Genomic DNA, 21,092 nt, shown 5'->3' with positions numbered 1-21,092 from the left:
CCTCCACTGCTCGACCCTGGCGCCGACCCCCGGGGAGGAGGGGTCGCGTCGGTCCTGCCGCGGATCAGGCGGGGCCCTCCTGGAGCCAGCGGCGGAAGGTCCCGACCGAGTCCTTGTTGGTGAACTCCGGTACGACGTGACCATTATCGAATTCGGCGCCGCTGTGGTAGGCGATCGTCGCCTCCCTGGCGACGGGGAGCGCCAGGCGACGCAGGCGTCCGCCGTGGAGCTCGGCGGGAGCGAGCTTGTCGGCCGTGCCGGCGCTGACGCGCAGACGCATGCCCTTCCACGCGTCCTGCGGCAGCCGGGCGGGGTTGGTCGCGCGCATCAGCGCCCGGTCTCCCCCGTACACGGCGAGAACGCGGTTCGACGGACTGGTATCGCGCGCCGCGAGGTCCTCGACGTCGAAGACGCTGCTGGCGTGGTACGCCCCGTAGATGTTCGGCACCATCTTCTTCGCGTAGGCCCAGCACATCATCGCTCCGCCGCCGGAGTTCGAGCGGAGGAAGCTCGCGCGGACGTCCCAGAGGTTCTGCACCCAGGCTGTGGCGGCCGTCTGCACGGCAAGCGCCGTGGGGTTGGTGTAGTTGCTCGGACCGCCGAAGTCCGGACAGATGCTGACGAAGCCCAGGTCGACGAGTGGATCGGCCGAGTACCTGTAGGCGAAGTAGAGCGACGTGTAGTCGCTGCCGCTGGCGTGGTAGAACCAGGCGACCGGCACCGAGGAGCCTGATTTCGGCTTCGCCGAGTGCGGGACGAAGAGGCGGGTGGAGTCGCCGCCGATCTTCACATCGATGATCTCGTAAGGCTTCCTGCCGTTCTTCGAGAACGCGGTGTCGAGGCGCGAGACCTCGCCCGGAAGCTTCGGGATCACGCTGTAGTTCGGCGCGGCGAGCGCCGGGGTCGCTACGAGAGCGGAGGCGGTCGCGGCGGCTCCGACAGCGGAGGCGGCGAGCAGGAGGCGGCGCGAGAGGCCGCGCGGGGTGTCAGTCATATCGAGAATCCTTCGGAGCTTTCGCCATCAGTGTCGAGTCGGCCGACCATTCCGAATTCGACGCACATGAAGTGACGTCCGGCCCCCCAACCCATTCGAGAGTGTACGGGCCGCGGATGACGCGTGGATGTCGTTCTCATCACGTCTGGTCGCTCGGGCGGGGATCAGCGGGAGGAGGGGAAGAGTCGGCGGGAGAGGCTCGAGGACTTCTCGGCCGTCTCGTGCACCACGAAGGGCACGGCGGAATCGGCGGAGACGACCCGCCTCGCCGCGGCGAGTTCGAGCGTCTCGCGGGAGAGGCCCTCGATGTCGACGGTGACCGCGAGGCCGGAGTCAGCCAGGCGGGTGGCGATCTGCACCTGGTGGTCGTCGACGTGCTCGCCGAACGAGGCGCGGCGCGGAACCAGGATCGGCACCCGGCCCTGCTCGATGGCGCTGAGCGCGGTGCCCACTCCCCCGTGCGCGATGACGACGTCGGCCGCCTTCATCGCGGCGTTGAGCTCGTCGTGCGGCACGGAGTGGCGGCCGTCGATCCCGAGCCCGGAGACGTCGTTCGCTCCGGTCTGCCAGAGCACCTCCACGCCCTCGAGCAGCGGCGCGAGCGCGGCGAAGAAGCGGGGGAACGGGTAGCCGTCCTGCGTGCCGACCGAGACCACGGCGCGGCGGATCGGCTGCGGGACGACGTCCTCGACGCGGTAGGTGTCGAAGATCGAGCCGCCGAAGCTCCAGCGGTCGTCGGCCCAGGAGCGGTACTGGGTGTAGGTCGAGACGGCGGGGACCCGGGCGAGGATCCGACCGGTCATCGACGGGCCGAGCACGCGGGCGGCGCTCTCGATGTAGTGCGCGGGGATGCCGCGCGAGGCCGCGAGCGGCAGGAAGGAGAGGGCGGGGCTGGCGCCGGTGCTGAAGACGGCGTCGAAGGACCCGCGGGCCAGCAGGGAGCGGCCGATCATCGCGTTGCGGAGCACCGGCACCACGGCGCGGGGCGGCGGATCGGCGAGGTGGGTCACGCGCCGGTCTGCGAGGAGGGTGCGGCTGAGGGCGCTGTCGACGGTCGCCCAGTGCTGCTCCTCCGGGTCGACTCCGAGGAGCCCCGAGAGGGCGAACATCTCCTTGAGATGCCCGCCGCCGGAGCAGACGAAGAGATACGAAGCCATACGCGCCTTCACTGGTGATGATCGAGATAACAGGCGTGTGGATGATCGATCGTCCGCCGAGAACGACCCCCCGGTCCCTGGTGCAGAAGTCGCCCGATCATAGCAGGGAGGGTCTCCGAGGGGCACTTCTCTGAGAGAACTGTTCACCTCACCGGAAAGCGATAGGGGCTCATTCGACAGGCGATATCCGCTCACTTCTCCAGAGCTGTGGAAGGGATATCCGCTCGATTCGGGGATGACCGGGAACGCCCATCGAGCGCTCGATACCGGACTGGCCGATTCCCGTCGATCACCTGCACCGCACGGGCCGCGCGCGTAGCGTCGGACCACCGGCGCAGAGGCCGGTCGACCCAGGAGGAGCGCCATGAGCGACAACGAGCAGAACAGCCCCGTGATGGACGGAGCCGAGGACGCCAGCAACGACGAGAAGCTCGGCGGCCTGATCGACCAGGTCGAGCACGACCACGGAGCCGAGGGCGCCGGCGCGATGGCCGACGCGCTCCGCGACCGCGCCGACGAGACCGACACCGAGATCACCGAGGAGTCGGACGCGACCGGCCCGGTCGAGGACAGCGGCACCGCCCAGGTCTGAGCGACGGGGCCCGGAGGACGACTCCGGGCCCCGATCCCTGATCGCCGGGGAGAGCGAGCAGCCCGGAAGCGCCGGTGGAGCCTCAGGATCGCTCGCGAGAGCGGCCCGGTGAGCGCCGCCCGACATGCATTGGAGCGGCCCGGCGAGCGCCGCCCCACCCCCAAAGCCCTGTTTGACGGTGCGGGAGCCCCAGACACGATGGCCGCATGTCCACTCTCGACGAGCTGCGCGCCACCGCGCATCCGATCCGCCTCCGCCTGCTGTCTTTGGTCACGGGAGCGGCGATGAGCGCCGCGGAGGCCGCCCGCGAGCTGCAGCTGTCGCAGGCGACGGCGAGCTACCACTTCCGCGTGCTGGAGCGCGCCGGGCTCGTGGCCGTCGTCGAGACCGTGCGCCTGCGGGGCGGCGAGGCGAAGAGGTACCGGCACGAGGCCTCCGGAAGGCCCTTCGACGTGACGGTGTCCGTGGACGCCGGGCCGGAGGAGGAGCGGGACCTGCACCTCGAGGCCCTGATCGAGGAGCTCCGGCGGCGCTCGTCGAGCCGGGCGGACGGTCCTCGGCTCTCGACGGACGCGGAGCTCTGGGTCGACCCCGAGGTCTGGCGGCGGGTCGTGCGGCACGTCGGGGAGGCGTCCGCGCTGCTGCACGCGGCGGCCCGGCCGCCGAGGACCCCCGGGACCGCGCCGGTGTCGATGACGACCGCGATGTTCCCGCTCCGCCGGCCGTGACCCGCGACGGGCGCGGGCCGCTGGCGCACGGTCCTCTCGCGCACGGCCCCTTCCGCTGGCTCCTCGCCGCCCGCACGACCGGGGTCCTCGGCAACGCCGTCGCTCCGATCGCCCTGGCCTTCGCCGTGCTGGACCTGACGGGCTCGCCGACGGACCTCGGACTCGTCGTCGCCGTGCGCTCCCTCGCCAACGTCGCCGTCCTGCTGCTCGGCGGCGTCCTCGCCGACCGGCTCCCCCGCTCCGTGATCCTCGTCGGCACCTCGCTCGCGGCGGCGGCCACTCAGGCCGCGGTCGCCGTGACGGTGATCACGGGGACAGCGACCGTCGCGGCCCTGGTCGTGCTCAGCGTGCTCAACGGCGCCGTCGCGGCGATGAGCCTGCCCGCCGCGGCCGCCCTCGTCCCCGAGACGGTGCCGGTCGGCGAGCTCCGCCCGGCCAACGCCCTGCTCCGCCTGGGCCTGAACGCCGGGAGCATCGTCGGCGCCTCGGGCGGGGCCGCGCTCGTCGCACTGGTGGGTCCCGGGTGGGGGCTGGCGGTCGACGCCGCGGGCTTCGCCCTGGCCGCGGTCCTCTACTCCCGTGTGCGGCTGCCGCGGACGGTCCGCTCGGGCCCGGGCGCCTCCGTCCTCGCCGACCTCCGCGAGGGGTGGCGGGAGTTCGCGAGCCGGCGCTGGGTGTGGATCGTCGTGGCGCAGTTCACCGCCGTCAACGCCGCGTTCGTCGGCGCGACCACGGTCCTCGGCCCGGTCGTCGCCGACCGGTCCTTCGGCCGAGCGGCATGGGGACTCGTGATCGCCGCACAGACCGTCGGTCTGGTGATCGGGGCCGTGATCGCGCTGCGCTGGCGGCCCCGCCGGGCGTTGGGGGCGGGCGTCGCCCTCATGGCGGTGACGGCCGTCCCGGTCGCCGCCCTCGGGATCCTCCCGGCGCTCCCCGCCCTCCTCCTCGCCTTCGCCCTCGGCGGAGTCGCGCTCGAGATCTTCGCCATCGCCTGGGACCAGTCGCTGCAGACCCACGTCCCCCGCGAGGCGCTCGCCCGGGTCTACTCCTACGACATGGTCGGCTCCTTCCTCGCCGTGCCGCTCGGGGAGGCGCTCGTGGGCCCGCTCGCCGACCTCGTCGGGCTCGACCGCACCCTGCTCGGCTGCGCCGCGCTCGTCCTTGTCGCCTCGCTCCTCGCGGCCTCCAGCAGGAGCGTCCGCGGGGTGGGCACGGACCGTCCGCGGCCGGAGACGCTCTAACACGTCTCGGGAGGTGCGGGTGAGGGGGCGAGCGGTCGGAGGTGCCGGAGGATCGCGGCCGCGACCGCCCCGGGGGCCTCGCGCTGCACGAAGTGGCCGACGCCGTCGAGCTCGATCAGCTCCCGGCCTGCGGAGAAGTACCGGCCGTTCGCCCGTGCGAGGGCGGGCGTCTCGCAGCCGTCGGCCGTCCCGAGGAGGAATGTCGTCGGCGCGTCGATGCGCGGCCAGGCGTCGAGGGCCTCCTGCGCGGCGCGGTACACGGCCCGGCCGGGCGCCTCCCCGGCGCCGTGCCGGTAGTAGTCGACGACCGTGTCGGCGAAGCCGCTGGTCGCCGTCGCCGCGAGGACCTCCTCCAGGGCCTCCGACGGGAGGGAGCCCGGAGGCGACCACTCCCGCCAGGCCCAGCGGACGAGCTGCGCCGGGTCGCCCCGGAACGCCTCCGCTCCCGCGGCCGTGCAGAGCCAGTAGCGGTACCAGGCCGCGGCGGCGTCGTCGAGGACCTCGCCGCCGCTCAGCTCGCTCGACGGTCCGTACGCGGTGGCGAGGGTGACCAGTGCGCCGACCCGCTCGGGCGCGAGCGCCGCGACGGCGTGAGCGCTCCGTGCTCCCCAGTCGTGGCCGACGAGCACGACAGGCCCGAGGTCGAGCGCCTTGAGGAGATCGAGCAGGTCGGTGGCCAGCGCGGCCACCTGCCCGGACCGCGCCCCGGGGTCGACGACCCGGGTCCGCCCGACCCCGCGCAGGAAGGGGCGCACCACCCGGAGCCCGGGGGGAAGCAGCTCCAGGACGCCGTCCCAGGTGGCGGGGACGTCGGGGAAGCCGTGCACGAGCACGAGCGGAGTGCCGTCCGCCGGGCCCTCGTCGAGGTAGTGGACGTCGGTGAAGCGCGTGGACAGGACGCGCGCACCCGTCCCCTCCTGCTCCGGCCCGTCCGAACGGGAGTGCCGCGGCCCGCTCACGGGCGGTAGAGGGCGTCGACGGGGACCTCGCGGCTCGAGCCGTCCCGGGTGGTGATCGTGACCTAGTCCCTTCCCGGAGGTGTGCGGACGGAGTGCGCTCCCGCGTCAGTCGGCGAAGATGGCGCCGACCGGCTCGCGCTTCTCGGCCTGGAAGCGGTCCTCGGCGCGGCCGAGAGCCCAGTAGGCCGAGAGCGAGAGCGCCCGGCGCTCCACCCCCCACTCGTCCTGCAGGAGGGCGCGCAGCTGCTTCATCGCGGTGCGCTCGCCGTGCGCGAAGACCTCGAGCACGCCCTCGGGCCTCGGCTCGGCCCGCACGGCAGCGACCAGCGCCCGGCCGGCCTCGAGACCGCCGCGGTGCAGCCAGCGGACCTCCACTCCGGCCGGGGCGGGAAGATCGAGCTCGTCGGCGGCCGAGTCGACCTCGATCAGGACCAGGCCGCGGGCGTGCGCGGGCATCCCCTCGAGGGCGGAGGCGATCGCCGGCAGAGCGGAGTCGTCGCCGAGCAGCAGGTGCACGACCTCGGGGTCGGCGCTCGGCGACCAGGCGCCGCCGGGCGCGGAGAGCGCGATCCGGTCGCCGGGAGCCGCGGCGAGCGCCCACGGTCCCGCCACCCCTTCGTCGCCGTGCACGACGAAGTCGACGGCGATCGAGCGCCGCTCGAGGTCGACCGAGCGGACGGTGTAGGTGCGGCGCACGGGCAGCTGCTCGGGGGCGACGCTCGCCCGGAGCGCGTCGAGGTCGAAGGGCGGCTGGAGGTCGGAGCCGCGCGGCGGGAGCAGGAGCTTCACGTAGCGGTCGGTCGCGGCGAGGCGCTCGGGGTCGGACTCGGCGAGGAACGCGTCGAGCCCGTCGCCGCCGAGGTGCACGCGGACCAGGTGGCCGGTGAGGCGCTCGGTCCGCAGCACGGTGAGCACGTGCTGGCTGCGGGCGCGGCGCGGGCGGTCGGGGGACGGGGCGGCGTCGGTCATCCGTCCAGCATGCCCGGTCGTGCTCGGTGCGGGCCGAGTGCAGGCGCCCGCGGGCGGGCGGGCGCCGAGGGGGCACGAACGGTCGCTTCGGGAGGGAGGAAGGGACCGTTCGTGACGCATCGGAGCAGGCCGGAGGCACGGCCGGGACGTCGCGGCGGCGCCGAGCGCGAGGCGGCGGTGCGGGCGCGCGTGCGGACGAGCGGGCGCCGAGGGGTCACGAACGGTCGCTTCGGGAGGACGGAAGGAGCCGTTCGTGACGCATCGGAGCAGGCCGCGGCGGGACCGTGACGTCGCGGCGGGGATCCGCGCGAGCCGGCGGCGCGGGCGCGCGTACGGACGAACGGGCGCCGAGGGGTCACGAACGGTCGCTTCGGAAGGGCGGAAGGAGCCGTTCGTGACGCATCGGAGCAGGCCGAGGCGGGACCGGGACGTCGCGGCGGGGATCCGCGCGAGCCGGCGGCACGGGCGCGCGTACGGACGAACGGGCGCCGAGGGGTCACGAACGGTCGCTTCGGGAGGGCGGAAGGAGCCGTTCGTGACGCATCGGAGCAGGCCGGGAGCACGGATGGGGCATCGCGGCGGGGATCCGCGCGAGGCGGCGGCGCGCGCGGGCGCTGATCCGTCGCTCACGGCCCGCGGAGGAGCGCAGGACGGGCCGTCCGCGACGGATCGGAGCGGGCTGGACGCGGCTGGGCGCCGCATGCGGAGCGAGCGCGGGCCTGCCGGACGGCGTCGGGCGTCGATCCGTCACGAACGGCCCGTGCGGGAGGACGGAACGGGCCGTCAGCGACGGATCGGAGCGGGCGGCCGGAGGCCCGGGCCGACGGAGCGGAGCGGACAGCAGCGCCCGTCGGCGGAGCGGGCGGCGCCGCGGCCGGTCAGCGACGGCTGGGAGCGAGCGGCCGGAGGCCCGGGCCGACGGAGCGGAGCGGACAGCAGCGCACGTCGGCGGAGCGGGCGGCGCCGCGGCCGACAGCCCGGCGCCCGCGGGCGGGGCGGGCGGCGCCGCGGCCGGCGGAGCGGAGCGGACAGCAGCGCACGTCGGCGGAGCGGGCGGCGCCGCGGCCGACGGCCCGGCGGACGGCCCAGCGGACGGCCGGTGGCGCGAGGTGCGCTCGCGCCGGGCGCGGCGGCGGAGGCGCGCCTACTCTCGCGGGATGACTGCGACGGCTCCGCGACTCCGGCACGACCGACTGGTCGCCCCCGACGTGCTGCGCGGAGTGGCGGTGGCTGCCATGCTCGTCGCGCACGCGATGCCGCTCGTGCCGAGCGCGCGCACGGGGGTCGTCGGGTTCCTGGCGTGGAACGTCAACGATCTCGCGTCGCCGCTGTTCGCGCTGGTGATGGGGATGTCGGCGGCCCTGGTGCTCGCTCGGCCCGGTGCCTCGCCCGGGCGGGTGCTGCTGCGGAACGCGATCCGCGGCGCAGTGCTCGTGGCGCTCGGCGTCTGGCTCGAGACCTGGGGCAGCTGGATCGCGATCGTGCTGCAGTACCTCGGCGTCGTGCTCGTGCTCGGCACGCCGCTGCTGCTCCTCCGCTCCCGGATCATCGCCGCGCTGGCAGCCGTGCTCGCGCTCACCGCCGGGCCCGTGAACGCCGCGGTCGCCGCCGCCGCACCCGGCTCTCCGCTCGCCCTCTGGCTCTTCACCGGGCCGAGCTACCGCGCGACCAACCTGCTCCCCTTCTTCCTCCTCGGAGCCCTGCTGCTGCGGCACGGCGCGCAGCGCGACCGGCTGCTGCCGGTGCTCGCGGCGGTCGCGGTCGTCGCGTACCCGGTGCGGCCGCTGGTCGCGCTCCTGCTCGGCGTGGAGTCGCCCTCCGGCAGCCTCCCGGACACTCTGCACGACCTCGGGCTCGTGCTCCTGGCCTACGTCGCGGTGGTGCTGCTGACCACGTCGCGCTCCACCGCTGTCCAGCGGCTGCTGGTGCCGCTCCGGGCGATCGGCACGCTCGCGCTCTCGGTCTACGTGCTGCAGGTGGCGCTCGTCGCAGCGCTCGCGCGGGCGGGCCTCGGCTACTCCGCCGACACTCCGCTCGCCGCTCTCGCCCTCGTGCTCGGTTTGTGCACGGCCGCCGTGCTGTGGTGGCGGTTCCTCGGTGCCGGCCCCGTCGAGCGGCTGACGGCGCGGCTCACCGGGCTCGTGCCGCGCTGAGCCGCCCGGCCGCCCGGCTGGGTCCGCGGCGAGGACCTGAGCCCGCTGCGGTCCCCGGCGAGCTCGCCTGAGCTCGCGTCGGGCCGCGGCGACCTCGGCTGAGCCCCCGACGCCCGACGGCCCGCACACGGGCGCAGGCCGCCGGGCGTCCCCTCCCTCAGCGCGCGAGCGCCGACGCCTCCTTCGCGAGGGCCGGGCCGTGCGCCGCGAGCACCAGGTCGCGCACCGCGGTGGCCGGGAGCGACGCGGCTCCGGCCGGCAGCAGGTCCGCGTCCGAGGCCAGCACGAGCGGAGTGTCCGCCGACGAGGACGGCAGCCTCCCGTGCGTGCCGCGCACGAGCGACGCGTCCAGGGGCACCAGGTTCATCGCGTAGCGCAGCCCCAGTGCCTTCTTGGCCAGGTTGCCCGCCGCCTTCGCCTTCACCAGCGGGTCGGCCGGATCGAAGAAGAGCTCGGCCGGGTCGTAGCCGGGCTTGCGGTGGATGTCGACGCCGCGGGCGAAGTCGGGCGCGCGGTCGTCGTCGAGCCAGTAGTAGTAGGTGAACCACGCCCCCGGCCGGGCGACCACGACGAACTCGCCCGAGCGCTCGTGGTCGAGGCCGTAGCGGGCCTGCGCCTCCCGGTCGAGCACCTCGTCGACGCCGTCGAGCCCCTCGAGGATCGAGCGCACCCGCGGCAGGTCCGCCGCGTCCTGCACGTAGACGTGCGCGACCTGGTGGTCGGCGACGGCGAACGCGCGCGACGTCCACGGGTCCAGCTGCTCCCGGCCGTCCTGCACGTAGACCTCGAGCAGGCCCTCGCGGCGGAGCGCCCGGTTCACGTCGACCGGGGTGTCGGCGTCGGCGATCCCGTACTCGGCGACCACGATCACCGACGCGCCCAGCGCCTCCGCGTCGTCGAGCAGCGGAGCGAGCACCACGTCGAGCTCCGACGCGGCCCGGCGCGCCTCGGGCGAGTCCGGTCCGAAGCGCTGGAGGTCGTAGTCGAGGTGCGGCAGGTACGCCGTGGTCAGCTCGGGCGGTCCGGAGCCGTCGCCCGCCAGCACGTGCCGGGTCGCGTCGACCATCCACTGGGTCGAGCGGAGCGACGCGGTCGGCCCCCAGTACTGGAACAGCGGGAAGGCGCCGAAGCGCGAGACCAGCTCGTCGTGCAGCGCCGGCGGGCGCACGTACGCGTCCGGCGACTTGCGGCCGTCGGCGTGGTAGATCGGGCGCGGAGTGACGGTGACGTCGGTCGTCGCCCCCATCGCGTACCACCAGCCGATGTTGGCCGCGCGGTACGGCTCCCCGCTCAGCCGGCGTGCGGTCTCCCAGACCTTCTCCCCCGTGACCAGGCGGTTGTGCTGGCGCCACAGGTGCACCTCGCCGAGGTCGCGGAAGTACCAGCCGTTGCCGACGATCCCGTGCTGCGCGGGCATCGAGCCGGTGAGCATGGTCGACTGCACGCTGCAGGTGACCGCGGGCAGGACCGTGTCCAGCGGCAGGCGCCCGCCCCCGCGGGCCAGCCGCGAGAGGCGGGGCATGTCGGCGAGCGCCGTCGAGGTCAGCCCGACCACGTCGAGCAGCAGCACGGGCCTCACAGCGCCGCCGCCTGCGGGAGGAGGGGCGCCAGCAGCGCCTCTCGGGAGGCGGGCGTGAGCAGGTGAGCGGCCGCCCAGGCGAGCTCGGCGCCGATGCCCGTCGAGAGGTCGCTCGGGGCGTCGGCGAGCACCGACCAGGTGTAGGTCTCGACGTCGAGGTGGATCTCGTCGTACGGCCAGGCGGCGTCGACCGCCGAGACCGCCTCCGCCAGGACCGCCGTGGTGGCCGAGAGCGGCGCCTCCGGCCGGTGGTGCAGCGGCACGTGGAAGTGCACGCGCCACGGGCCGGTGCCGGGGAGCGTGTCCAGCGCCTCGGGCAGGTCGTCGACGCGGAGCACGCCGTCGATCCCGTTCTCGCGGGTCTGGTGCAGGTAGCGCTTCTCGACGAACGGGGTGAGCGCGGCGCGGCCCGAGGGGTCCTCCAGGTGGAGCGCGGCCGAGGCCTGCACCTTGACCACGCGCAGGCCCGCGTCGCGGATGCGGCGCACGGCCGAGACCGGATCGGCGAAGGAGACGGCGAGGTGGCAGGTGTCGAGGCACACGCCCACGTACGCCGGGTCGACCACTCCGATCCGCGGGTGCAGCCAGTCGACGACGTCGTCCACGGTGTCGAGGATGCAGCCGGGCTCGGGCTCGATCGCCAGGCGGATCGCGTGGCCGGTGGAGCGGCGCAGGTCGCGCAGCTCCTCGACGAGCCGGGCGAGGTTGCGGCAGGCGGCCTCGTCCTGCTCCCGTCCCCAGCCCTCGCGCCAGCCCAGAGGCAGCGTCGAGATGCTGCCGTCGGCGCCGGCGGGCAGCAGGTCGGCCAGGATCCGCGCGCAGTCGATGGTGTACTGCAGGCGCTCCGGCGTGGTCCAGTCGGGGCGGTAGACGTCGAGCTTCACGACCTCGGCGTGGAACGCGGCGTACGGGAAGGCGTTGAGCGTGCGCACCTCCAGGCCGTTGCGCTGCAGGGCCGCGCGGAGGACGGCGCGGTCCTCGGCGCTGGCGACCAGGCGGGCCGCGAGGTCGCGCGGGATCCACAGGCCGACTCCGACCAGGGCGAGCCCGGCGGCCACGCGCGCGGGTCCGGCGTAGACGTCGAGCTGGCGGACGACTCCGGCCAGGTCCTCGGCGGGATGGACGTTGGTGCAGTAGGAGAGGTGCATCACACGACCTCCGCCACGCGCGGCGCGCCCCGGAGCACGGAGTTGCCCTCGAAGGTGCGGCCGGCCGACTCCTGCACGTCGAAGCCCGCGACGGGCGAGAGGTCCAGGCGTCCGCTCTGCCCGTAGAACTCGACCGGGTTCTGCCAGAGCAGCCGGTCCACGTCTCCCGCGCTGAATCCGGCGACGAGGAGGAGGCGGCCGGTCTTCGCGGTCGTGAGCGGGTCGGAGCGGCCCCAGTCGGCGGCGGAGTTGACCAGCACGCGGTCCAGCCCGATCCGCTCGACCAGCGTCACCAGGCGGGTCTCGTCCATCTTCGTGTCGGGGTAGATCGAGAAGCCCATCCAGCAGCCGGAGTCGCGGACCGCGTCGACGGTGACCTCGTTGAGGTGGTCGACGAGGACCCGCCCGGGCTCGAGCCCCGAGTCGGCGACGACCTCGAGGGTGCGGCGGGTGCCCGACTCCTTGTCGCGGTGCGGGGTGTGCACCATCGCGGGGAGGCCGTGCTCGCCGGCGAGCTCGAGCTGCTGGCGGAAGACCTGGTCCTCCTCGGGGGTGAGCGAGTCGTAGCCGGTCTCGCCGACCGCGACGACGCCGTCCTTGGCGAGGTAGCGGTCGAGCTCGGGCAGGACGGCCCGGCAGCGCGGGTCGTTCGCCTCCTTCGGGTTGAGCCCGATGGTGCAGTGGTGGCGGATGCCGAACTGCGCGGCGCGGAAGCGCTCCCAGCCGATCAGGGCGTCGAAGTAGTCCGTGAACGAGCCGACGTTCGTGCGCGGCTGGCCGAGCCAGAAGGAGGGTTCGACGACCGCGCGGACGCCGGCGTCGAACATCGCCTGGTAGTCGTCGGTGGTGCGGGAGGTCATGTGGATGTGCGGGTCGAAGATGCGCATCGTCGCGCCTTTCTCATCGGTGGTGGTGCCCCGCGGTCGGGGCGGCGTTCGGGGGCGGTCAGCTCGGCAGGAGCACCGCCAGATCGTCCGGGAGCGGGCGCCCGGCCGCGCGGCGCTCGTCGGCGAAGCGGCCTGCCATCGCGCGCAGCTCGGCGTCGCTGCGCTCCTCCAGCCCGGCGACCGCCGCGAGCGGGACGCCGAGGAAGACGAGCTTGAGCACCCCGTGCCGCCAGGCGTGCGCATCGAGGTGGCTGCGGGCGAAGGAGCCCATCGCCACGGCGACGAGCCGGGTGTCGTTGGCGCGCAGGGCGTCGGCGGTCAGCTCGAGGCCGGCGAGGGTCGTCGCCGGTCCCGGGTCGCCGAGGGCGTTCAGCCCGGCCAGCACTCCGCGGCGCTCGGCGCCGTCCCCGCCCCGGTAGAGGCGGAGGAGGAGAGCGGCCAGGTCGTCGTCGCCGAGCGCCTGCGCGGCGGCCTGCACCAGGGCGGCGCGGGCCGCGTCGTCGTGCGTGCCGTGGACGAGGCCGTGCGGGTCCTCGGCGGGCCGGAGCGGCTCGCGTCCGGCCTCGCGGCCGGCGGCGGGGAAGAAGCGCTCGATCCGCGACGGGCGCTCGAGGACGGCGGAACGGGCGGCCGCGGTCCACGGGTGCTCGGCGTGCGAGGAGGCGCCGCCGAGCGCCTCCTCCATCGCCGCGAGGCTCGCCACGGCCAGGCGGGGCGCGTCGTGCGAGTGCCGGGGCAGCTCGACGGCGGCGATCCCGCGGTAGCCGATCTCGGCGAGGGTCGCGAAGGCGGCCGCGAGGTCGAGCGATCCGGTGCCGAGCTCGAGGTGCTCGTGCCGCTCCGGGAGCATGTCGTCGACCTGCACGTTCAGCAGCAGGTCCCCGGCGCTGCGGAGGGCTCCGACCACGCCGTCCGGCTCCACCACGACGCAATGGCCGAGGTCGACCGTCAGCCCGACCGACTCCGGGTCGCCGAGCTCGCGGCGCAGCAGCAGCGCGTCGGCGACCGTCTCCACCAGCATCCCCGGCTCGGGCTCGACGGCCAGCCGCACGCCGTGGCGCTCGGCCGTCGCGACGACGCCGCGCATGCGCTCGACGAGCAGCCGCCAGGCAGCGGCCGCATCGGCGCCCGCCGGCACGACCCCCGACCAGAGGGAGACGGCGTCGGCGTCCAGCAGCGCGGCGATCTCGATCGCGCGCTCGAGGAAGCGGACGCGGGGGCCGGCCTCCTCGTCGACCAGCGTGGGGCGGTGCTTCGCGAACGGGTCGAGCAGGTACCGCGCGCCCGTCTCGACGACCACGCGCAGGCCCAGCTCGTCGAGCCGCGACCGGAGCGCCAGCGTCCGCTCGCGCCAGTCGGCCGCGAAGGGATCGAGGTGCGGGTGCCCGAGGGTGAGCGCGACGGCGCGGTACCCCGCGGCGTGGATCACCGTGAGCGCGTCGTCGAGGGTGTGGTCGGCGAAGCCGTTGGTGCCGTAGCCGAGGACGGGTCCGGTGGCGCTCATGTGATGTCCGCCGTCCGCGGGCGGCGGAGCAGGAGGGAGCCGAGCGCGTCGAGCGCGAGCAGCGCCGCCCCCAGCTCGGGACGCTTCAGACCGGCGAGCGCGGCCTGCAGCGGGATCATCCCGGTGATGCCCGCGCGGGTCGCCGTCCGCGCGGCCGCGGCCGTCGGCGTCCGCACGGACTGCAGCTGCGCGGTGAGCACGAGCAGGAGCCAGCGCCCGAGGCCCGCGGCGACGACCGCGGCGGGGGCGGCCCGGCGCTCGGCCAGAGCGCCGGCCGCGGTGGACAACGCGATCGCCGCGGTGCCGGCCGAGACCGCTCCCGCCGCGACCGGGGTGGTGCCGTGCACCTCGCCGCGCGAGAGCACGGTGACGCCGAGCGTGTGCGCGGCCACAGCGGCGGAGGCGGGGGCCGCCGCGCGCACGCCGTCGACGCCCGCGCCGAGCAGCACGTCGAGACCGCGGCAGGCCGCCATCACGACCGGGCCCAGCGGAGTCGGCTTCGCGAGCAGGTCGTACGACCAGATCCCGGCCGCGAGCGGCAGCGAGAGCGCGAGCGAGCGCCGCCCGTCCACGACGGCCGCCACGGCGATCCCCGCCGCGGTCAGCGCCGCCGCCGTGCCCAGCGCCGCCGAGCGCCGGATGCGCCCCGAGGGGATCGGCCGCTCGGGCCGCTCCCGGGCGTCGAGCTCGGCGTCCGCGTAGTCGTTGAGCGCCATGCCCGCCGAGTAGAGCAGCGCCGAGGACAGCGGGAGCGCGACCGTGCGCGCTCCCACTCCGCGGCCCGCCCACGCTCCGCCCGCGACGGTGTCGCCGATCACGGTCAGCGCGGCCTTCGCGCGGACGAGCTCGAGGTAGTCGCGCAGCTCAGCCATCGCTCCGCGTCCCGCTCGTCACCGGGGTGCGGCGCTCGGCGACGAGGGCGCCGGTGCGGGCGGACCAGGCCACCAGCTCTGCCGTCTGCTCGGCGAAGCCGTGCACGTCGCTGCCCCACGGGTCCTTGAAGAAGAAGCCGAGCTCGCCGACCGGGCCCGAGACGCCGGCCTCGTCCGCGAGCGCCAGCAGGCGGGCGAGGTCGAGGATCAGCGGCGCCGCGAGGGCCGAGTCGTACGCCGACCAGATCGTCTGCACCGTGATCCGCGAGCCGAGGAAGCCCTCCGCGTGCACGTGGTCCCAGGCGGTCTTGACGTCGCCGAGGTCCGGGACGTTGTCGATGTGGAGCGGAGTGACGACGTCGTCGCCGAGGAGGCTGCGGAGTCCGCGGTTCTTCGAGACGAGCTTCGAGCGCACCGCCTCCGGGTCGGCGAGGGTCTGCCCGTCGCCGCCGCCGAGGAGGTTCGCCCCCGCCCAGGAGAGCACGCGCATCCCGCGCGCCGTGAACATCGGCGCGAGCACGCTGCGGAGCAGGGTCTCCCCCGTCTTGCCGTCCTGGCCGGCGATCGGGATCCCGGCCTCGGCGGCCCACTCCTCCAGGGCCGGCAGAGCCAGCGCGGTCGAGGGAGTGAAGCAGGCGTAGGCCGCGCCCGCGACGACGGCCGAGAGGGCGGCGATCGAGCTCGGCGGCAGGAGGCGCTCGCCCGGACGCGCCAGGGCGGCGCGCAGAGCGGCGAGGTCGTGGAACTCGGGACGGTCGGCCGGCAGCACCTCGGTCGAGGCGACGTCGATCACGACGACCCGGGCGAGGCCGTGGCGCTCGCGGAAGGCGACGATGTCGGCGGCCCGGCGGTCGATCTCCTCCTGCTGCGACGCGGCGTCGGCGGGGGCGAGGCGGATCTCGGCGTCGGTCGCGTCGATCCGGTCGGCCACCTCGGCGACGACCGAGGTCGGGAACATGCCGCCGGCCGCGAGGCCCGTGGCCTTCTCGAGCAGCGGGGTCGGCGAGACGTCGTGGCCGCCGATGACGATGTCGGCGAACCCGGCGAGCGGGACGTCCTCGAAGGCGGGGGTCGCGGTGGCGCAGCCCGAGCTGGGCGCGGCTCCGGCGGCGATGGCGTGCAGGCCCACGGCGGCCGTGGTGGCGACGCTGCCCCGGGCCCCGATCAGCCAGAGGCCGATGCGCCCACTCGATCGGGGGGCGCCTGTGGTGGTGTCGGACGAGGTCATCGTTCTCTCCTGTCTGGAAGGGCTGGCTGAGCGGCGATCGTCGGGGCGCACCCGGGCGATCGGAGTGGGGAGGGGCCGCGGCCGGGCGCGCGACGCGCCTCCGGCCGGCCGTGTTGCGCAGGACCCGCACGCAGGGCCCGCCGAGATTGCGCAACCGTGCGTCGACTGGTTTCCTCAGGTGTGCTGTCCCCCGAACCCGTCCTCCGGGCCGAGAGAAGGAGCTGAGCGTGGCCGAGCGCGCCGGTACCGCGACCGGCGACATGCTGAGGCTGTTCGCCGACGGTCGACCGCGCACCCGCGCCGAGCTGGTCGAGGAGACGGGTCTCGCGCGGACCGCGGTGATGACGCGCCTGGAGCAGTTCTTCGAGCTCGGACTGATCGCGCACCTCGACCGCGCTCCGTCGACCGGCGGCCGTCCGTCCGCGCGTCTCGTCTTCGACCCGGCCGTCCGATCGCTCCTGGCCATCGACCTGGGCGCGGCGCACTCGACCATCGCGCTGACCGACTTCGACGGCCGCATCATCGCCGAGCGCCGCGAGGAGCTCGACATCGCGCAGGGCCCCGTGGCGGTGCTCGGGCACGCGCTCGACGTCTGCGACGGGATCCTCGCCGCGGCCGGGGTCGACCGCTCCGCCCTCGCGGGCATCGGGGTCGGCGTGCCCGGCCCGGTGGAGCACGCGAGCGGCCGCCCGGTGCGCCCGCCGATCATGCCCGGCTGGGACGGCTTCGACATCCCCGCCTTCGTGCGCCGGCGCTACGACACCACGGTGCTCGTCGACAACGACGTGAACCTGCTGGCGCTCGGCGAGCGGGCCTCGCGCTTCCCGCACGCCCTCGACCTGATGTTCGTGAAGGTCGGCACCGGCATCGGCGCGGGCATCGTCTCGTCCGGGCTGCTCCAGCGCGGAGCCCTCGGCTCCGCCGGTGATCTCGGCCACGTCCAGGTGCCGCGCACGGCCCCGGCCGCGGCGGGAGGTCAGGAGGGGGACCTCGAGGCGGTCGCGGGCGGCTCCGCTCTGGCCGCCGGGCTCGCCCGGGCGGGCCGCGACGTGCAGTCGGTGCGCGAGCTGATCGACCTGCTGAAGGCGCGCGATCCCGAGGCCGTCGAGGCGGCGCGGATCGCGGGACTGCAGCTCGGCGAGGTGCTGGCCACCTGCGTGAGCCTGCTGAACCCCTCCGTCATCGTGCTGGGCGGCGCGGTCGCCCTCGCCAGCCCGGAGATCCTGACGGCCGTGCGCTCGGTGATCGACGAGCGCTCCCTCCCCCTCGCGACGCAGCGGCTCGACGTGGTGACCGCCGAGCTGGGCGGCAGCGGGGGCGTGCGCGGTGCCGCGCTGATGTTGCGCGGGCACCTGCTCAGCCCCGCCGTGGTGGACGGCTTCCTCGAGCAGCTGCGCGCCGAGGGGCGGGCGGTCCGCTAGAGCGGCGGCCGCGCGCCCGGAGGCGGCGGGCCGCGCCGGCGCGATCCCCCGCGGACCGCGTCGGCCGCACCCGGTCAGGAGCGGACCTCCGCGCGGTCGGCGTCCTCCGGCTGGGCGCCGAGAGCGGCGGCGACGGCGGCGTCGATGCGCGCCTGCTCCCCCGCGGCCCGGCGGCGGCGGCGGACGACGGTCAGCACGATGAGCCCGATGAGCAGGGCGAGGAGGAGCACGGCGCTCCACGGCACGGCCGCGGCCGAGGTCTCGGCGGTGGCGACCGGCACGTCGGGGACGACGACGGCGGAGTCGGCCTGCGCGGCCTGGTCGGCGGTGACGACGGTGCCCGAGAGCGCGGCGCGGGCGGTCGCGACGAAGAGCGGCCAGACTCCGGCGACGGTCACGGTGCGCGAGACGGAGGTTCCGGGGAGGAGCTCGGGCAGCGGCTCCGGGTCGGTCGCGGACACCGGCGCGAGGCCGAAGAGGCCGGCGACGCTGATCTCGGCGCCCGGCGCGATGCGGGTGTTGCCCGCGTTGGTCACGGTGTAGTCGACGGTCGCGGAGCCGGGGGCGAAGGGGTTCCAGCCGCCCTGGTACGAGACGGCGAGGCCGTCGATCGACAGGCGCGGGGCGAGCTCGCCGCCGACGCGGAGGTACATCCGCGAGCCCAGGCGCCGGTCGACCGAGACTCCGGTCTCGCCCTGCACCAGGATCGAGGAGACGACGCCCGCGGCGTAGTCGCCCGGGGTCACGTCCTCGGGGACGGCGACCTCGAACGGGACCTGCACGCTCTCGCCGGCGGGCACGGTGACCTCGGGCTCGGGGAACGCGATCCAGCTGCCCAGCTGCGTCGAGGGCTCCGCGGCGGGGAGCAGGTCGAGCTGGCCGGCCTCGGTGATGAAGCCGTCGGAGCCGTAGACGCGGAACGTCTGCTCCTCGTCGTCGTAGTTGGAGACGATCAGGGCATCGCTGAGGCGGCCGCCGGGATCGAGGGCGTACGCGTAGTTCGGCCGCTCGCTGCCCTGCTCGGTGTCGGCGGGGCGCACCCCCCAGGTGACCGGCGTGGAGGCGGGGTCCGCCTCCTGGGCACCCGCCTGAGCCGAGAGGCCGCCGGCTGCGAGGAGCGTCATCAGCAGCAGGGCGGCGGTGGTGCGGGAGGTGCGTGGCATGAGCGGCATCGATCAGGCTTCCGTTGCAAGGGGGGATGCCTCCCCGCGGGACGCCGCTCCGGTACGCGGCACGCCGAGCGGGGCGGACCGGAGTGGCGTCTCGCGGGGAGACGGGGGGAGGGTGGGGCGGCCCGGAGGCCGCCCCACCGGGGCTAGCCGAGCGCGGTGAGCGTCAGCGTCGCGGTGTAGGTGCCGGTTCCGACCGAGAGCGGGAGCTTCAGGTCGAGGTCGGCGCCCAGGACCGAGGATCCGGTCGGGTGCTGCGCCGCGGCGGAGCCGAGGACGCGGGGCGTGGCGAGGCCGTTGCCCGAGTCGAACCCGGAGGGGACGGCTGCGCCGGCGACGGCACCGCCCGTGTTCTCCAGGACCTCGGGGGTCCAGCCGAGGTGCTTGCCCGAGAACGTCTTCTCGCCGGAGCGGAAGTCGCTCAGCTGGCCGGTGACCGACCAGGCCGGGCCGTTGAGGCGGGTGTCGGTCACGCGGACCGGCACGAGCTCACCGGAGGCGGCGAAGTGGTCGCCCTGCTCCTCGGCGACGCCGAGGTTCACCAGGTTGCTGGTGCCCTCGAGCGTCCAGGTCAGCTCGCCCTTGTTGGCCTCGGGGACGATGACGGCCACGGCCTGGTCGCCGGCCGCCGCAGCGCCCGCCGCCGTTCCCGTGAAGGTGCCGTCGACTCCGGCGGCGGTGTTGCCCGCGCCGAAGTTGACCGCCGGCGCGTTGTCGGCGAGCGCGATGCGCCCGCCGACCGTCGAGCCCGCGAGCTGGACGTTGCCGGAGTTGCCCGAGAGCGTGAGGTTCCCGCCCACCGTGTTGCCGAGGGCCGAGGCCGAGCCGTCCTCGTTCGCGCCCAGGAGGACGCCGCGCGAGGAGCCGGTGACGGCGAGCGAGCCGCCGACGATGGCGCCCTGCACGTTCACGCCGAAGTCGCTGCCGGCGAAGGTGGCGTCGCCGCCGACGCTGGTGCGATCGACGTCGACGTAGTTCGCCGCGTCGGTGCTGACCGAGCCGTCGACCGAGAGGTCGCTGAACTCGACGTCGATCCCGCCGGCCTCGACCATGCCGCCGACCGTGAGGTCGCGCAGGTAGAGGAAGCCGTTGCGGCTGCCGTCCGAGAACGACACGACGTCTCCGCCGACGCTGGTGCCGTCGATCGAGATGCCGTACGCGTCGGTGCCGATGACGTCGCCGCCGATGGTCGCCGAGGTGGCGTCCAGCCAGGCGTCGTCGCCGACGATGACGTTGCCGGTGACGGTCACGTTGCCGAGCACGCAGGTCTGGCCCGCGCCGACGTTGAGGTCTCCGGTGATCGTCTGGTTCCCGAGCTCGGTGGTGCAGTCCGTCGTCGCCGCGAAGGCGGACGGTGCGGCGACCATCGCGAGGGAGGCGGCCGCGAGGACCGCCGTGGGCGTCTTCCACTTCATGGGGGTTCTCCTCGGTGCGCTCGTGCGCGTCGTGCTGGTGGTGGTGCTGTCGGTGCGGCGCGCGCGGCGCGAGGTGCGCTCAGCCACGGAGCGCAGCGATCGCGGAGTAGCTGCGGGAAGCGGCCTCGAGGGAGTTCCCCGTGCTCGGCGGCGTCGCCAGCGTGGGAGCGGTGTCCTGCTCCCAGACGCCGAAGCGCTGGCCGCGGTCGCGCAGCTCCGAGAGGAACGCCTGGTAGGGCAGGTTGCCCGCGCCGAACTCGACGATGTCGTAGCCGTTGGTGTTGGCGTTGTTCGTCTTGCCGTCCTTGAGGTGCAGGATCGGGTAGCGGCGCGGGTTGCGCTTGATGTAGTCGAGCGGCTCGAAGCCCGGGTAGAGCTTCTTGCCGACGTACGCCCAGTAGACGTCCATCTCGAGGTACACGTGACGCGGGTCGGTGTTGTCGTAGAAGAGGTCGTACAGGCGGGTCTTGGGGTCGTCCGTGGCGAACCCGAACTCACCGGCGTGGTTGTGCTGGTAGAGCTTCATCCCCGCGGCCGAGACCTGCTGGCCCCACTTGTTCCACTCCTCTGCCGCGGCGAGGTAGCCCGCCTTGGTGTTGACGTTGGTGGGCGCGTTGCCGGTGCCGAGGTGCGGCGTGCCGAGGATCTGCGCGATCTCGATCTGCTTGCCCAGCTCCGAGCGGAGGAGGTTGGTGCCGACGTGCGAGCCGACGGCGCGGAGGCCGTTGTCGTCGAGCAGCTGGCGGATCTGCTGCGGGGTGATCGCTCCGACGTTGCCCTGGGTGTACCCGGCGAACTCGATCTCGCTGTAGCCGATGCGGCCGAGCTCCTCGAAGACGGCCCGGAAGCCGAGCGACGAGACCTTGTCGCGGACGCTGAAGAGCTGGATGCCGATGCGGTTGATCGGGACCAGGCGCGTGGATCCGGACGAGGGCGCGGGGGCGGCCGTGGCGGGCGCCGCGAGGGCTCCCGCTCCGACGCCGACCGCGACGGTCGATGCGGCCAGGGCCGTCATCAGCGAGCGCCGGCTCATCGGCTTGGCCGTGATGGATGCGTGGTGGTGGTGCATCATTTCT

General features: G+C 74.7%; 18 protein-coding genes. 5 read left to right on the top strand and 13 right to left on the bottom strand.

Annotated features, from left to right (window positions below):
- Nucleotides 1-64: 64 nt before the first annotated feature.
- Nucleotides 65-994, bottom strand: coding sequence for a S9 family peptidase (locus C5D36_RS13195; RefSeq protein WP_104222476.1), 930 nt, complete (start codon nt 992-994; stop codon nt 65-67).
- Nucleotides 995-1,158: 164 nt separating this feature from the next.
- A complete protein-coding gene (locus C5D36_RS13190; RefSeq protein ID WP_104324895.1) occupies nt 1,159-2,151 on the bottom strand; it encodes a glycosyltransferase in 993 nt (330 codons plus the stop codon).
- 364 nt (nt 2,152-2,515) lie between these two features.
- On the opposite strand from C5D36_RS13190, the gene C5D36_RS13185 reads away from it, so the two are divergent.
- The 3 genes from C5D36_RS13185 (at nt 2,516) to C5D36_RS13175 (ending at nt 4,712) form a co-directional block, all read left to right on the top strand.
- Nucleotides 2,516-2,743: a hypothetical protein gene (locus C5D36_RS13185; protein ID WP_104296016.1), complete on the top strand. Its 228-nt coding sequence runs from the start codon at nt 2,516-2,518 to the stop codon at nt 2,741-2,743.
- A gap of 206 nt (nt 2,744-2,949) precedes the next feature.
- Entirely contained in the window at nt 2,950-3,471 is a 522-nt protein-coding gene (locus tag C5D36_RS13180) for a helix-turn-helix domain-containing protein (protein ID WP_104296015.1), read from the top strand.
- A complete protein-coding gene (locus C5D36_RS13175; RefSeq protein WP_258062946.1) occupies nt 3,468-4,712 on the top strand; it encodes an MFS transporter in 1,245 nt (414 codons plus the stop codon). The genes C5D36_RS13180 and C5D36_RS13175 overlap by 4 nt, the downstream gene beginning before the upstream one ends.
- On the opposite strand, the gene C5D36_RS13170 is transcribed toward C5D36_RS13175, so the two are convergent.
- Together C5D36_RS13170 and C5D36_RS13165 are read right to left on the bottom strand one after the other, a co-directional pair.
- Nucleotides 4,709-5,671: an alpha/beta fold hydrolase gene (locus tag C5D36_RS13170; RefSeq protein WP_104296014.1), complete on the bottom strand. Its 963-nt coding sequence runs from the start codon at nt 5,669-5,671 to the stop codon at nt 4,709-4,711. The genes C5D36_RS13175 and C5D36_RS13170 overlap by 4 nt on opposite strands.
- Before the next feature lie 105 nt (nt 5,672-5,776).
- A complete protein-coding gene (locus tag C5D36_RS13165; protein ID WP_104237953.1) occupies nt 5,777-6,640 on the bottom strand; it encodes a siderophore-interacting protein in 864 nt (287 codons plus the stop codon).
- A 1,157-nt stretch (nt 6,641-7,797) separates the two neighbouring features.
- Here C5D36_RS13165 and C5D36_RS13160 point away from each other — a divergent pair.
- Complete coding sequence (locus C5D36_RS13160) at nt 7,798-8,793, top strand: DUF418 domain-containing protein (protein ID WP_104296013.1); 996 nt, start codon at nt 7,798-7,800, stop codon at nt 8,791-8,793.
- 157 nt (nt 8,794-8,950) lie between these two features.
- Here C5D36_RS13160 and C5D36_RS13155 read toward each other — a convergent pair whose 3' ends face one another.
- The 6 genes from C5D36_RS13155 to C5D36_RS13130 are packed head-to-tail and all read right to left on the bottom strand — an operon-like array spanning nt 8,951 to nt 16,011.
- Nucleotides 8,951-10,372 (bottom strand): alkaline phosphatase family protein, encoded by a 1,422-nt coding sequence (locus tag C5D36_RS13155; protein WP_104233534.1) that lies wholly within the window; start codon nt 10,370-10,372, stop codon nt 8,951-8,953.
- On the bottom strand, nt 10,369-11,520 hold the full coding sequence (gene eboE, locus C5D36_RS13150; protein ID WP_104222467.1) for a metabolite traffic protein EboE: 1,152 nt from the start codon (nt 11,518-11,520) through the stop codon (nt 10,369-10,371). Before eboE ends, C5D36_RS13155 begins: the two co-directional genes overlap by 4 nt.
- Nucleotides 11,520-12,407, bottom strand: a complete 888-nt coding sequence (locus tag C5D36_RS13145; RefSeq protein WP_104222466.1) for a TatD family hydrolase — start codon at nt 12,405-12,407, stop codon at nt 11,520-11,522. Before C5D36_RS13145 ends, eboE begins: the two co-directional genes overlap by 1 nt.
- Nucleotides 12,408-12,465: 58 nt before the next feature.
- Nucleotides 12,466-13,911: an EboA domain-containing protein gene (locus C5D36_RS17215; RefSeq protein WP_104296012.1), complete on the bottom strand. Its 1,446-nt coding sequence runs from the start codon at nt 13,909-13,911 to the stop codon at nt 12,466-12,468.
- A complete protein-coding gene (locus C5D36_RS13135; protein ID WP_219812601.1) occupies nt 13,908-14,783 on the bottom strand; it encodes an SCO3242 family prenyltransferase in 876 nt (291 codons plus the stop codon). Before C5D36_RS13135 ends, C5D36_RS17215 begins: the two co-directional genes overlap by 4 nt.
- Nucleotides 14,776-16,011: an inositol-3-phosphate synthase gene (locus tag C5D36_RS13130; protein WP_104292626.1), complete on the bottom strand. Its 1,236-nt coding sequence runs from the start codon at nt 16,009-16,011 to the stop codon at nt 14,776-14,778. Before C5D36_RS13130 ends, C5D36_RS13135 begins: the two co-directional genes overlap by 8 nt.
- A 227-nt stretch (nt 16,012-16,238) precedes the next feature.
- Here C5D36_RS13130 and C5D36_RS13125 point away from each other — a divergent pair, with 227 nt between their 5' ends.
- A complete protein-coding gene (locus C5D36_RS13125) occupies nt 16,239-17,432 on the top strand; it encodes an ROK family protein (RefSeq protein ID WP_244229502.1) in 1,194 nt (397 codons plus the stop codon).
- A 74-nt stretch (nt 17,433-17,506) separates the two neighbouring features.
- On the opposite strand, the gene C5D36_RS13120 is transcribed toward C5D36_RS13125, so the two are convergent.
- The 3 genes from C5D36_RS13120 to C5D36_RS13110 all read right to left on the bottom strand — a co-directional run bounded on the left by C5D36_RS13120 (nt 17,507) and on the right by C5D36_RS13110 (nt 21,085).
- Nucleotides 17,507-18,595, bottom strand: a complete 1,089-nt coding sequence (locus C5D36_RS13120) for a WxL protein peptidoglycan domain-containing protein (RefSeq protein ID WP_181072896.1) — start codon at nt 18,593-18,595, stop codon at nt 17,507-17,509.
- Nucleotides 18,596-18,747: 152 nt separating this feature from the next.
- Entirely contained in the window at nt 18,748-20,016 is a 1,269-nt protein-coding gene (locus C5D36_RS13115; RefSeq protein ID WP_104226600.1) for a hypothetical protein, read from the bottom strand.
- 79 nt (nt 20,017-20,095) lie between these two features.
- Nucleotides 20,096-21,085, bottom strand: coding sequence for a sugar phosphate isomerase/epimerase (locus tag C5D36_RS13110; RefSeq protein ID WP_219813837.1), 990 nt, complete (start codon nt 21,083-21,085; stop codon nt 20,096-20,098).
- Nucleotides 21,086-21,092: the final 7 nt, after the last annotated feature.

Origin of the sequence: Rathayibacter sp. AY1C6 (assembly GCF_002931535.1) — a bacterium.
Taxonomy (GTDB): Bacteria; Actinomycetota; Actinomycetes; order Actinomycetales; family Microbacteriaceae; genus Rathayibacter.
Note: the sequence above shows the minus strand (reverse complement) of the source record. Positions and strands in the feature narration are given on the sequence as shown.

What these genes read in the sequence shown, in the direction of transcription:
- C5D36_RS13195 (WP_104222476.1), bottom strand. Translation starts at nt 994, where the DNA reads ATGACTGACACCCCGCGCGGCCTCTCGCGCCGCCTCCTGCTCGCCGCC.
- C5D36_RS13190 (WP_104324895.1), bottom strand. Translation starts at nt 2,151, where the DNA reads ATGGCTTCGTATCTCTTCGTCTGCTCCGGCGGCGGGCATCTCAAGGAG.
- C5D36_RS13185 (WP_104296016.1), top strand. Translation starts at nt 2,516, where the DNA reads ATGAGCGACAACGAGCAGAACAGCCCCGTGATGGACGGAGCCGAGGAC.
- C5D36_RS13180 (WP_104296015.1), top strand. Translation starts at nt 2,950, where the DNA reads ATGTCCACTCTCGACGAGCTGCGCGCCACCGCGCATCCGATCCGCCTC.
- C5D36_RS13165 (WP_104237953.1), bottom strand. Translation starts at nt 6,640, where the DNA reads ATGACCGACGCCGCCCCGTCCCCCGACCGCCCGCGCCGCGCCCGCAGC.
- C5D36_RS13160 (WP_104296013.1), top strand. Translation starts at nt 7,798, where the DNA reads ATGACTGCGACGGCTCCGCGACTCCGGCACGACCGACTGGTCGCCCCC.
- eboE (WP_104222467.1), bottom strand. Translation starts at nt 11,520, where the DNA reads ATGCACCTCTCCTACTGCACCAACGTCCATCCCGCCGAGGACCTGGCC.
- C5D36_RS13145 (WP_104222466.1), bottom strand. Translation starts at nt 12,407, where the DNA reads ATGCGCATCTTCGACCCGCACATCCACATGACCTCCCGCACCACCGAC.
- C5D36_RS17215 (WP_104296012.1), bottom strand. Translation starts at nt 13,911, where the DNA reads ATGAGCGCCACCGGACCCGTCCTCGGCTACGGCACCAACGGCTTCGCC.
- C5D36_RS13135 (WP_219812601.1), bottom strand. Translation starts at nt 14,783, where the DNA reads ATGGCTGAGCTGCGCGACTACCTCGAGCTCGTCCGCGCGAAGGCCGCG.
- C5D36_RS13130 (WP_104292626.1), bottom strand. Translation starts at nt 16,011, where the DNA reads ATGACCTCGTCCGACACCACCACAGGCGCCCCCCGATCGAGTGGGCGC.
- C5D36_RS13120 (WP_181072896.1), bottom strand. Translation starts at nt 18,595, where the DNA reads ATGCCACGCACCTCCCGCACCACCGCCGCCCTGCTGCTGATGACGCTC.
- C5D36_RS13115 (WP_104226600.1), bottom strand. Translation starts at nt 20,016, where the DNA reads ATGAAGTGGAAGACGCCCACGGCGGTCCTCGCGGCCGCCTCCCTCGCG.
- C5D36_RS13110 (WP_219813837.1), bottom strand. Translation starts at nt 21,085, where the DNA reads ATGCACCACCACCACGCATCCATCACGGCCAAGCCGATGAGCCGGCGC.